The sequence below is a fragment of the Streptomyces sp. NPDC004752 genome (assembly GCF_053601275.1).
In genome coordinates, this window is sequence record NZ_JBSGBN010000029.1 from 68,892 (window position 1) to 80,764 (window position 11,873).

Consider the following 11,873-nt stretch of genomic DNA (forward strand, 5'->3'; position numbering starts at 1 on the left):
GATCAGCCGCTGCTCTGGCCGTCACCGGGACTCGGACTGCCGCTCGGACTCGGACTGCCGCCGCCCTGGTCGTCGCCGTTCTTGCCGCCGCTCGCGCGGTCGGCCTTGGCCTGCGCCTCCTCGGCCCGCTGCAGCGCGTCCTGGAGGTCCTTCTGCGCCGTGCCGTAGGCCGCCCAGTCGTTGTTCTTCATGGCCTCCTGGCCGGCGTCGAATGCCTTCTGCGCATCCTTCAGCGCCTGCTGGACCGTGGGATCACCGGACGTCGGCGGTGGATTCTCGGTGCCGGTGCCGGTGTCCGACGGCGGACGGGTCGACGCCTTGGCCCCGAACACCACGTCCAGCGCCTTGTCGAGAGTGTTCTCGAAGGCGGTTCTGCCCTCGTAGGTCACCAACACCTTCCGCAGGAGTGGGTACTTGAGTCCACCACCACGTACATAGACCGGCTCCACATACATCAGTCCGCCGTCGAGCGGCACGGTCAGCAGGTTGCCGTACTCGACCTGGGAGCTGCCGCCTTCGAGCAGCTTGATGGCCGAGGCGATCTCCTGTTCCGAGTTGAACTGGCTCTGCACCTGTTTGGGCCCGTCGACCGTCGTGCTCGTCGGCAGTTTCAGGAGTCTGATCTTGCCGTAGTCGCCGGTGCCCGCCTCGGCATCGACCGACATGAACGCGCTGAGGTTGTCGCGGCCGTTGGGCGTGAACGTCGTCGACAGCGAGAACGACTGCGATGTCTGATCGGGCATCCGCATGCTCAGGTAGTACGGCGGCACCGCGTTGCCCGACTTGTTGGTCGGGTCGTCCGGCACCTGCCACACCTCGCTGCCGGTCAGGAACGTCTGCGCGTCCGTCACGTGGTAGCGGGTGAGCAACTCCCGCTGCACCTTGAACAGATCCTGCGGGTAGCGGAGATGCGACATCAGATCGGCCGAGATGTCCGACTTGGGGTGCACCGTGCCGGGGAACGCCTTCATCCAGGTCTTCAGGACCGGGTCCTTGGTGTCCCACTCATAGAGCTTGACCTCGCCGGTGTACGCGTCGACGGTCGCCTTCACCGAGTTGCGGATGTAGTTGACCTGGTTCTGCTGGGCCACCACCGCGCGCGAGTTGTTCGTCGCGGTCAGCGAGTCGGCCGTCGTGTCACCGAGGGTCGTACGCGAGGAGTAGGGATAGCCGTTCGTCGTCGTGTACGCGTCGACGACCCACTGGATACGGCCCTTCACGACCGCCGGGTAGGCGTCGCCGTCGATCGTCAGCCAGGGCGCCACCGCCTCGACGCGCTCCTTGGGCGTGCGGTTGTACAGGATCCGCGAACCGTCGCCGATCGCGCCGGAGTAGAGGATCTGCGGCTCGTTGAACGCCACCGCGTAGGCGGCGCGGTTGATCGGGTTGGCGAGGCTGACCCCGCTCTTGCCCCGGTAGCTGGTGGTCTTCTCGCCGTTGTCGTCGGAGTAGTCGATCTCCTTCTGGGGACCGCCGACGATCGAGTACGTGCTGGTCTTCTCGCCGTAGTAGATCCGCTGCTCGTAGGTGCCCAGGTCACCCTTGGACGGCAGGTTGTACTCGGTGAAGACCGGGCGTCCCTCGGAGTCCGCCTCGGTGCCCTTGGCGGCGACCATGCCGTATCCATGGGTGTAACGGAAGTGGTCGTTGATCCAGTTGTTCTTCGGGATGCCGTCCAGGTTCAGCTCGCGCAGACCGATGACGGTGTCCTGGTCCTTGCCGTCCTTGGCGTACCGGTCGACGTCCAGGTTGGTCGGGAACGCGTAGTAGTTCCGCATCTGCTGGAGCTGCTGGAACGTCGGCGAGACGATGTTCGGGTCCATGATCCGGATGCTCGCCGCGGAGTTGACGTCGTCCCGCAGTTTCGTCTTGTCCGTGGTGGTGCTCTTGCCCTCGTACTCGGTGACCTTGGTGTCGTCGATGCCGTATGCCTCGCGGGTCGCCTTGAGGTTCTTCTGGACGTACGGGGCTTCCTTGGCCTGCTCGTTGGGCTGGACCTGGAACTTCTGGACGATCGCCGGGTACAGGCCGCCGATGAGGATCGCCGAGAGGACCATCAGGCCGAAGCCGATGACGGGCAGCTGCCAGGTGCGCCGCCACAGCGTGGCGAAGAACAGCAGCGCGCAGATGGCCGCGATGCAGAACAGGATCGTCTTCGCCGGCAGATAGGCGTTCGCGTCGACGTATCTGAGGCCCGTCCAGTTGCCGGTGGCCTTGAAGTCGCTGGACTTCACGGCCAGTCCGTACCGGTCGAGCCAGTAGGCGACCGCCTTCAGGGCGACGAAGATGCCGATCAGCACCGACAGATGCCCGGTGGCCGCCGCGGTGGCACGCGCGCCCGGGCTGGTCACCCGCAGCCCGCCGTACAGGTAGTGGGTGAGCGCGGCAGCGATCGCGGACAGGATCGTGGCGGCGAAGCCGAAGCCCAGCAGGAAGCGGTACCAGGGCAGATCGAAGGCGTAGAAGGAGACGTCGAGGTGGAACTGCGGGTCCTTCTCGTGGAAGGGCACGCCGTTGACCCACATCAGCCAGATACGCCACTGGCTCGCCGCGGAGGCGCCGGCGATCAGGCCCACCAGGGCGGTGATGCCGAGCAGGAGCCACTTCTTGAAGGGCGCGACGCCCATCCGGTAGCGGTCGAGGCTCTGCTGTTCCATGGACATGGCGCTGAGCGGGGGCCGCAGCCGGTGTGCGAGCCAGATGTTGAAGCCCACCGCGAGCGCCATCAGCAGACCGAAGACGGCGAACAGTCCGATCTTGGTCCACAGTGTGGTGGTGAACACGGAAGAGTAGTGCACCGACCGGTACCACAGCCAGTCCGTCCAGAAGCCCGCGAACATGGTGAACGCCATGCCGAGGACGGCAAGGACGCCCAGTGTCATGAGCAGGGTCCGGACGCGCCGGGACGGGCGGCCCGCTCTGATCCGTGGCCCCGTCGGGCCTCCGCCGCGGTCCGGCATCTGGAAAGCCAAGGTGCGCACCTCGAAGTTCGGTGTTGGTTCGCTGTCGTTGCGTCAGGCCCCCGAGTTCGCGGACCGTCCGGTGGGCCCGCAGATCGTGGGCCCACACCTATGCAACTTACTCACCGTTTACTCGGTTCCCGATTCCGGCTATGAACAAGGCAGGATTGTGACCATGCCCAACACTCCCATGGCAGCGAACCCGCTCACCCGGGCCGTGCTCGAGATCGACGAGTACGCCTCCGGCCTCGGCTGGGACCAGCCCGCTCGCCTCTTCGCCCTCGTCGACACCGCGCGGCTGCGGGCCGAGGAACCCGCGCTCGCGGCCCAGCTCGACCTGCCGGAAGAGCCGGCGGCCACCGGCCTCACCCCGATCGAGCAGGACGAGATCCCCGCGGGCAAGCCGCTCGACGAGTTCCTCGGCACCATCGCCTGGCCCGACGCCGTGGCCGGCTGCGCGCTCACGGTGGAGCGTCTGATGCTGCCGCCGTCCGCCGAGGCCCAGGTCCCGCAGGGGCTGGACGGGGCGAGGCTGACCAAGTGGGTGGCGGACCACCCCGAGCGCCAGGAGGTCCGGATGACGGTCGCGGTGCTGCGCGACGGCACCCGGGAGTCGGCCCTGCGGCTGCGTGACAAGGACACGCCGACGGAGGTGCTCACCGGGCCCGACCTGGTGCCGGGCCTGGCGGCTGCGCTGACGTCGACGTTCGAGGGCTGACCCGCGTCGGCGGTCCGCCGCTGGGTCCCGCGCGCCGGACGCCCCGTCCGGCGCCGGACGCTCCTTCTGGCCGGACACTCCTTTCGGCCGGGCTCTCCTTCTGGCCGGGCTCTCCTTCTGGCCGGGCGCCTCGGTCCCGGCCGAACGCCTCGGTCCCGGCCACGCGCGTGTGCCGGTTCCTCAGCTCCTCAGCCCTTGGTCGTGCACTTCGGCAGGGCGGCCGTGTCCCCGTTGCGGATGTCGTCGAGGGCGCCCAGGGCGTCCTTCATGGTCTTGACCTTGACGAGGGTCAGCCCGCTCGGGATGTCCTCGGCCGCGGCGGCGCAGTTGTCGGCGGGCGTCAGGAAGTACTGAGCGCCCTTGTTCCGCGCGCCGACGGTCTTCATCTCGATGCCGCCGATCGGCCCGACCTTGCCGCTGTCGTCGATCGTGCCGGTGCCGGCGACAAACTTGCCGCCGGTGAGGCTGCCCGGGGTGAGTTTGTCGTAGATGCCGAGCGCGAACATCAGACCGGCGCTGGGCCCGCCGACATCGGCGAGCTTGATGTCGATGGTGAACGGGAAGGTGTGGTCGGTCCCGGCGGAGATCCCCACGATGGCCCGCTTGGCCCCGCTGTCGTCGGACGTCTTCGTGGTGATCGTCACGTCCTGGGCGCCGGTCGGCGTCCGTTTCTCCTTCTCGGCGGCGGCCTGCTCCTTGGCCGGGATGACCGTGAAGACGACGTCCTGGCCGGGCTTGTGCCTGGTCACCAGCTTCGCGACGTCGGACGGCTGCCGCACGGGCGTGCCGTCCACGGCCTTGATGACGTCACCGGCGTGCAGCCGGCCCTGGGCCGGGGAGTCCTTGACGACGGTGGAGACGATCACCCAGGACTTCACCGGGACGTCCAGCTCCTTCAGGGCGGCGACCTTGGCGCTCTCCTGGGACTCGCTGAACTCCTCGGCGTTCTCCTGGGTGGACTGCTCCTCGGTCTTGCCGTCCGGGTAGAGCGTGTCGTGCGGCACGACCTTGTCGTCGTGCGCCAGCCAGCCGTAGACGGCCTCGACCAGGTTCATCTTGTAGTCGGCGCTGGTGACCCGGACCGTGGTCATGTTGAGGTGCCCGGTGGCCGGGTACGTCTTGTGACCGGAGATCTGCAACACCGGCTCGCCGTCGTGCTCCCCGAGGGTGTTGACCGTCGGTCCCGGGGACATCTCCGAGTACGGGACGGGCAGCAGCACACCCGCACACAGGAACGCGATCAGCATCAGGGTGGTGGCGAGCATCGTCGCGGTGCGGCGTGGCATGCTTCGACACTACGGGACGAGTCTGTCAGCGCACCGTCAGGGCACCTCCGACCGGGGTCTCACGGAACGGAGTGCGGCTTCTCCATCGCCGCACAGAACCGCGCATAGCCGTCCAGCTCGGGACCGTCGCTACGGGCCTTCCGGGTCCGGTTGGCCCAACTACCCCACAGACCCGCGCCTATGGCGGAGATAAACGGAATCAGCAACCAGGCGAGCACCGCCATGCCGACCTCCCAACCCCATGAGCGTCCGCAACTGACTGATCAGCAGATTAACCATGCGCACTGACAACGCTCAGGGCAGGGGTGCGGTTACGCAACCGGAACGGCTCGGCGGGCCCGGCCCGCCCTGGGGACTACGCCCCCACCCACTCCTCGGTGCCGTCGGAGAAGGTCTGGTGCTTCCAGATGGGCACCTCGTGCTTGAGGTCGTCGATCAGCTTCCGGCATGCCTCGAACGCCTCCGCCCGGTGCGGACACGCCACCGCGACCACGACGGCGAGGTCCCCGACACCGAGATCCCCCACCCGGTGCACGGCGGCCAGGGCCCGCACCGGATACTCCGCAACGACCTTCTCGGCGATCCGGCGCATCTCGGCCTCGGCGCTGGGGTGGCACGAGTACCCGAGCCGGTCGACGTCCGCGCCCCCGTCGTGGTTGCGCACGGTCCCCACGAACAGCACGACGCCGCCCGCCGCGGCGTCGCCCACGGCCTGGAACACCTCGTCCACACCGAGCGCGGTCCGGCGGACGCCGATCAGCTTGATCGGGTCCTGAGCCGCCTGCTCACCGGGGTGACCGTTGATGGGTGCCATGGGGCCATCGTGCCGCACCGCACGGAGATCTCGGAACAGCACGTTCACCGTCACGCGCGCGTACGCGTACGGAGCCTCCTGCGAAGGCACGATCCGCCGGGCTTCCCCAGGAGGCCAGGACCCGTCTCAGATCCGCCGCCGCGCCTTCCGCGCCCGCCGTACCACGGCCGCCGCGCCCAGCAGGGCGACCGTCGCTCCCGCGGCCCCCGCCGCGGTCGCGTCCTTGCGGCCCAGCCGCCGTCCGGCCACGGTGTGCCGCCCGGAGACCTCGTCCAGCAGCTCCGCCAGAACCTCCTCGTTGGTCCACTGCGGCCGCCACCCGGCGTCGTGCAGCCGGCTCCCGCTGACCACCCAGGGATACATCGTGTAGGCCAGGTCCCCGGCCGGCGACGGAGTGAGCCCGATCCGGTGCAGCCGGGCCGCCGCCCCCAGGGCGACCGCCGACGGCAGTTCCATCCGCCGGATCCCGCTCAGCTCCTCGACCTCCTCCTGCTCCAGCCAGCCGTCGCAGCCCACGGCCAGTTCCCCGTCGACCTTCTCCAGGACGGCGTACTCCAGGGCGCCGCACAGGTCCTCGACGTGGCAGAACTGCCAGGCGGGCCGTGACCCGGCCACCACGAGCAGCCGCGGCGACTCGAAGTACCTGGTCAGCGCGGTGTCGGTGCCGCCGACCAGAACGGCGGGCCGCACCACGGTGACATTGAGCCCGGGATGCGCCCGCGGCGCCCGCCGGGCCAGCCGCTCGATCTCCAGCAGGTCGCCCACCCCAGTCGCCTCGGCGGTCGCCCGCAGCTCCGCGTCCTCCGACAGAGGCAGCTCGTTGTCCGGCAGGGCCCCGTACACCATCGCGGAGGTGCACAGCACGACCCGGTGCACACCGGCCGCCGCGGCCGCGGTCAGCACCGTCTGCGTGCCGCGCACGTTGTACGCCGTCCGGGCCGCCGCGTCGGTCTCCAGGTCCAGGTCGAGCGCGAGGTGCACGACCACGTCCGCGCCGCGCAGCCGGTCCGCGATGGCCGGATCCCGTACGTCGAGGATGTGCCACCGGGCCGCCGCGCACTCGCCGCGCCGTTCGTCGATCGCGACGACCTGCTTGACCTCCTCGGACGCGGCGAGCCGCGCCGTGAGCAGCGCGCCGACCCCGGTCGCGGCGCCCGTGACCGCGACGACGGGCCCGCGCACGGCGGGGCGGGTTGCGTGGTTTCGCGCTGCGCGAACCTGCGGATCTGGGGAACTCACCAGGCGTCTCCAGCGGTTGTCTTCAGTATGCGCGCGTAGGACGCGTACGTACCAGGTGGCATCCATCCTGCCGCAGGCCGAGAGTCGGCGAAGCACCGAGGCCCGATCGGGTCTTGGTGTCTACGCTGGGTGGTGTTGTCGGGCAACCGCGCCGTCGGAGAGAAACCGGCGGCCTGATCACCAGCCGAGGAACCCCGTGAGTGACACCCCATTCGGATTCGGCCTTCCGCCGGAGGAGCCGGAGAACGGCGACGAGGGCAAGAAGAAGGACCAGCAGGGCGGTGGTGGGCAGGGACCGGCCAACCCGTTCGGTTTCGGGCAGCCCGGAGCCGGCGGCTTCGGCGGCCCGGACGCCGACAATCCGCTCGCTGCCATGTTCGGTTCGCTGAACCCCACCGATCTGGGCGCCGCCTTCCAGCAATTGGGCCAGATGCTCTCCTACGAGGGCGGCCCGGTGAACTGGGACATGGCCAAGCAGATCGCCCGCCAGACGGTCTCGCAGGGCACCCCGGACGGCGTCAAGGACGCGAGCGTCGGCCCCGCCGAGCGCTCCGCGGTCCAGGAGGCGGTGCGGCTGGCCGATCTGTGGCTGGACGACGCGACGTCCCTGCCGTCCGGCGCGGGTTCCGCGGTGGCGTGGAGCCGTGCGGAGTGGGTCGAGGCCACCCTTCCGGCCTGGAAGGCGCTGGTCGACCCGGTCGCCGAGCGCGTCGGCGCGGCCATGGGCGATGTCCTGCCGGAGGAGATGCAGGCCATGGCGGGCCCGCTGATCGGCATGATGCGCTCGATGGGCGGCGCCATGTTCGGCACGCAGATCGGGCAGGCCGTCGGCGTGCTCGCCGGCGAGGTCGTCGGCTCCACCGACATCGGCCTGCCGCTCGGTCCGGCCGGCCGGGCCGCGCTGCTGCCGCTGAACATCGAGGCGTTCGGCAAGGACCTGGGCGTGCCGAAGGACGAGGTGCGGCTCTACCTCGCCCTGCGCGAGGCCGCCCACCAGCGTCTGTTCGCGCATGTGCCGTGGCTGCGCTCGCACCTGTTCGGCGCGGTCGACGGCTACGCGCGCGGGATCAAGGTCGACACGGCCAAGCTGGAGGACGTGGTCGGCCAGTTCGACCCGCAGAACCCGGAGCAGTTGCAGGACGCGCTCCAGCAGGGCATGTTCCAGCCGGAGGACTCGCCCGAGCAGAAGGCCGCCCTGGCGCGTCTGGAGACGGCTCTGGCGCTTGTCGAGGGCTGGGTGGACGCGGTGGTCCACGCGGCCGCGAAGCCGCGTCTGTCGTCCGCCGACGCCCTGCGTGAGACGCTGCGCCGCCGCCGTGCCACGGGCGGCCCGGCCGAGCAGACGTTCGCCACGCTGATCGGCCTGGAGCTGCGGCCCCGCCGGCTGCGCGATGCCTCCCGGCTGTGGGCCTCCCTCACGGACGCGCGCGGTGTCGACGGCCGGGACGCCCTGTGGGCCCACCCGGACATGCTGCCGACGGCCACCGACCTGGACGACCCGGACGGTTTTGTCCACCGCGAGCAGCTGGACTTCTCCGAGCTGGACAAGATGCTCGGCGAGGCGGCCGACGGCCCCGGCGAGAAACCGAACCTGAAGAAGGACGACGCGAGCGACGACGCCAAAGGTGACGACGCCGACGACGCCAAGGGCGACGGCACCGAGTGAGCCTGTACGACGACGCGGTCCTCGTCCTGAAGGGGTACGAGGGCCAGGAAGAGCTGCGCCAGGCATATCTGGACCATCTCGCGGCGCACCCGGACGGCATGTGGAAGGCATGCGCGGCCGGGCACCTCACGGCGAGCGCCCTGGTCGTCGACCCGGCACACGGCCGGGTGCTGCTCACCCTGCACAAGAAGCTGCGGATGTGGCTGCAGCTGGGCGGGCACTGCGAACCGGGGGACGTCTCCGTGCAGGCCGCGGCGGTCCGCGAGGCCACGGAGGAGTCGGGCGTCCCGGGGCTGACCCTGCTCCCGGGTGGCCCGGTGCGCCTGGACCGGCATCCGATCCCGGCTCCGTGCCGCTGGCACTTCGACGTGCAGTACGCGGTCGTGGCTCCTCCCGGAGCGGTCCAGGAGATCAGCGACGAGTCGCTCGACCTGCGCTGGTTCGCCTACGACGAGGTACCGCGGGTGGCGGACGAGTCGGTCGTACGGCTGCTGGACGCGACGCGCGCCAGACTCTGAGACCTGACGACTTGGCGACCTGACGACTACTTGGCGATCTGGCGTCATCCCGATGGACTGGGTGACCGGCACAGGGGCGACCGACGTGCAAGGGGCGCCCCCTGGAAACCGCCCCGGGTGGTCGCCCCTTACAGCTTGCTCGCTGCGGCTCAGCTCCAGGCGTTCCCCTGGTTCTGACTCCGCGCCCCGTGCTGCCCCATGCCGTACTGCGCGGCGAGGCCCTGGCCGATCGTGGCGTTCTGCGGCGGCAGCAGCTCGCTGGGCTGGACGAGCGCGTAACCCGTGCCCATGAAGCTCAGCTCCCAGCCCTCACCGGTGTTGCCGCGGCGCCGCCACACGCCGGAGGAGTGCGTCTGCGCCTGCATCTGGACGCGCAGGCCCGTGGACCAGGCGACGATCGCGTCGGCGTCGCAGTTGACGTACCTGTCGGGCGTCACCTGCATCATCAACGGCACACCCGAGGTCATCAGGGCGACCTTGCCGTGGCCGGTGATGTTGAGCTGGTACTTCCCGGACCCCGAGATGCCGTACTGACTGTCGACGGCGACGACCTCGTGGTGCAGCGAGGAGTCCATGGCGAGGACATAGCTGCTGTCGACCGTCAGGCCCTCCTGCTCGACGTCCACCACATGCACGTACTGGGCGAGGTTGGCGAAATAGACCGTGCCCTGCCCGTGGCAGCGCATCAGGTCCAGGCCCTCCCCGGTGTACGCACGCGCGTGTGCCTGGCCGCCGCTCTGGTACTCGGCGTCGAACTCGACGAGGCCCTGGTAGGCGACCATGGTGCCCTTCCGGGCGAGGATGTCGTCGTGGCCCTGCAGCGCGACGCGGAGCAGCTGCTTGTTCTGCAGGCTCCAGCGCTCCTGGGTCTGCTGGTCGTTGTAGGCGAAAAGCGGGCTCTGCATGGTTACTCTGGCTCCCCCTCAGCCCCGGACCCGGAGGCGGTCGGTGCTGTCCTCGCTGGGCTGGACGACGACGATGCCCTGACCGGAGAAGGCCATTTGGTATGCCTCGCCGCTGCCGCGGCCGATCAGCGACTGCGCCTTGAAGCTGCGCTTGCCCTTCACCTTGAGGTTCGGGGACCACGCGACGAGCGCGTCCGGGTCGACATACGTCTCGTCCTCGCCGCCGCCGCAATCGACGACGATCGGCTTGCCCCGGGAGGTCAGAGCGACCCAGCCCTGCCCGGAGATCTTGGTGTTCCACAGGCCCTGCCCGGCGAACTTCGCGAGCCCCTTGACCCGCTCCACACCCCAGGACAGCTGGGCGTCAAAGGCGAGCAGGTTGGTGGCGTTGACGGAGATGCCGTCGCCGTTGAGGTTGATCACGACGACGTTCGCACCATAGTCGGCGAGGTAGAGCAGGCCGTCGCCGGAGCACTTCATCAGGGGGGCGCCCTCGCCGGTGACCCAGTCGCGGGCGATCTGGCGGACGGCCGGCGGGTTGGGCTCGTACTGGACGAAGCCTTCGTAGGCGACCATGGACCCCACGCGCGCGAGGAGGTCGTTCCCGGTCTGCATGGCGACCTTCAGCATGTGGTCACCGTGGTTCTCCATGCGGGCGGTGACCGGTGCGGGGGCGTAGCCCGCGAGTGGCTGGTTCATGACGGGCTCCCTCAGACCTCGTACGGCTGGACGACGATGAAGTTGCCGGGTGCCCCCCGGAACTGCAGGTTGATGCTCTCGCCGGTGTCGCCCGGGTACGCGTTGCGGCGCATGCGGACCTGGCTGGAGACGATCACCTGGGAGGCGGCCGACCAGGCGACGATCGCGTTGCAGTCGGCGAACGTGGTGGGCGTGACGGGCAGGACGACGGGCGTGCCGTGCGTCTTGACGACGACGGTGCCGGTCCCCTGGAACTGCATCGTGAACAGGGCGCCTCCGGGGATGCCGTGTCCCTCGATGCGGCGGACCTCGTACTGGAGGCTTTCGTCGAAGGCGAGGACGCTCTCGGACGAGACGCAGATCGCGTCGCCCTGGAGTTCCACGGGGTGCAGATGCGTGGCCTCCTCGGCGAGGAACACCTGGCCCTGGCCGGTACAGCGCATCAGCTGCATCTCCTGGCCGGTGGCGTTGCCCACGATCCGGCCCATGACGCCCGCGCCCTTGTAGCTGAAATCGACCTTGCCCTGGTAGAGCACCATGCTGCCCTGCCGGGCCAGCACGGGCTGGCCGCCGACGCCGAGGTCGACCCGGATGAGCTTGCTGTTCTGCTGGGTCCAGCGCTGTCCGGTGGGCGTCTCCTTGAACTGCTGCAGCGCCGCGGTCACGCCGACGCCGCCCTGGGGCGCGCCCTGCGGCACACCGTAGCTGGTGGCCTGCTGGCCGGGGACCTGTCCGAACGGCGGCTGCTGGCCGTAGCCCGGGGGCGGGGTCGGCTGTCCGTAGCCGGGCGGCGGGGCCGGGGCCTGCGGGGCCGGGGGCTGGCCGTATCCGGGGGGCAGGGGGGCGCTCGGGGCGGGGGGCGGGCCGCCGTACGACGGCTGCGGCTGGCCGTAGGGGGCGGGGGCCGGGTCCGGGGGCGGCACCGTGCCGCCGGGGGGCGTGCCCTGGGGGGCGATGAGGGTGGGCGCGGCGTGCACGTTGGGCGCGGGGGCCGGGGCGGGGGGCGCGGGCGGCGTGCCGCCGGGCGGGGGCGCGAAGCCCTGCGGAGCGGGAGCCGGCGCCGGGGCG

Annotated in this window: 11 protein-coding genes; 3 read left to right on the plus strand and 8 right to left on the minus strand. The window is 70.1% G+C overall.

What is annotated here, in order from left to right; all coding sequences use genetic code 11:
* Positions 1-2: 2 nt before the first annotated feature.
* Positions 3-2,960: a UPF0182 family membrane protein gene (locus ACWEKM_RS14990; RefSeq protein WP_451621598.1), complete on the minus strand. Its 2,958-nt coding sequence runs from the start codon at positions 2,958-2,960 to the stop codon at positions 3-5.
* A gap of 175 nt (positions 2,961-3,135) precedes the next feature.
* Here ACWEKM_RS14990 and ACWEKM_RS14995 point away from each other — a divergent pair, with 175 nt between their 5' ends.
* Positions 3,136-3,678, plus strand: coding sequence for a PPA1309 family protein (locus ACWEKM_RS14995; RefSeq protein WP_451621582.1), 543 nt, complete (start codon positions 3,136-3,138; stop codon positions 3,676-3,678).
* A 188-nt stretch (positions 3,679-3,866) separates the two neighbouring features.
* Here the strand turns inward: ACWEKM_RS14995 and ACWEKM_RS15000 are convergent, their stop codons facing one another.
* The 4 genes from ACWEKM_RS15000 to ACWEKM_RS15015 form a co-directional block, all read right to left on the minus strand.
* Positions 3,867-4,964, minus strand: coding sequence for a YlbL family protein (locus ACWEKM_RS15000; RefSeq protein ID WP_451621583.1), 1,098 nt, complete (start codon positions 4,962-4,964; stop codon positions 3,867-3,869).
* Between the two features lie 59 nt (positions 4,965-5,023).
* Positions 5,024-5,188: a hypothetical protein gene (locus ACWEKM_RS15005; RefSeq protein ID WP_451621584.1), complete on the minus strand. Its 165-nt coding sequence runs from the start codon at positions 5,186-5,188 to the stop codon at positions 5,024-5,026.
* A gap of 131 nt (positions 5,189-5,319) precedes the next feature.
* Positions 5,320-5,778: a molybdenum cofactor biosynthesis protein MoaE gene (locus ACWEKM_RS15010; protein ID WP_451621585.1), complete on the minus strand. Its 459-nt coding sequence runs from the start codon at positions 5,776-5,778 to the stop codon at positions 5,320-5,322.
* A 126-nt stretch (positions 5,779-5,904) separates the two neighbouring features.
* Entirely contained in the window at positions 5,905-7,017 is a 1,113-nt protein-coding gene (locus tag ACWEKM_RS15015) for an SDR family oxidoreductase (protein WP_451621586.1), read from the minus strand.
* A gap of 196 nt (positions 7,018-7,213) precedes the next feature.
* Here ACWEKM_RS15015 and ACWEKM_RS15020 point away from each other — a divergent pair, with 196 nt between their 5' ends.
* Both ACWEKM_RS15020 and ACWEKM_RS15025 read left to right on the plus strand, forming a co-directional pair.
* Positions 7,214-8,683 carry a zinc-dependent metalloprotease gene (locus ACWEKM_RS15020; protein WP_451621587.1) on the plus strand — a complete coding sequence of 490 codons (1,470 nt, stop codon included), beginning with the start codon at positions 7,214-7,216 and terminating at the stop codon, positions 8,681-8,683.
* Complete coding sequence (locus ACWEKM_RS15025; protein ID WP_451621588.1) at positions 8,680-9,201, plus strand: NUDIX hydrolase; 522 nt, start codon at positions 8,680-8,682, stop codon at positions 9,199-9,201. Before ACWEKM_RS15020 ends, ACWEKM_RS15025 begins: the two co-directional genes overlap by 4 nt.
* Before the next feature lie 149 nt (positions 9,202-9,350).
* Here ACWEKM_RS15025 and ACWEKM_RS15030 read toward each other — a convergent pair whose 3' ends face one another.
* The 3 genes from ACWEKM_RS15030 to ACWEKM_RS15040 form a co-directional block, all read right to left on the minus strand.
* The gene (locus ACWEKM_RS15030; protein ID WP_451621589.1) at positions 9,351-10,106 is read right to left on the minus strand and encodes an AIM24 family protein; all 756 of its coding nucleotides are present in this window, start codon (positions 10,104-10,106) and stop codon (positions 9,351-9,353) included.
* 18 nt (positions 10,107-10,124) lie between these two features.
* The gene (locus ACWEKM_RS15035; RefSeq protein ID WP_451621590.1) at positions 10,125-10,805 is read right to left on the minus strand and encodes an AIM24 family protein; all 681 of its coding nucleotides are present in this window, start codon (positions 10,803-10,805) and stop codon (positions 10,125-10,127) included.
* An 11-nt stretch (positions 10,806-10,816) separates the two neighbouring features.
* A partial coding sequence (locus tag ACWEKM_RS15040) for an AIM24 family protein (RefSeq protein WP_451621591.1) occupies positions 10,817-11,873 on the minus strand: 1,057 nt, incomplete at its 5' end.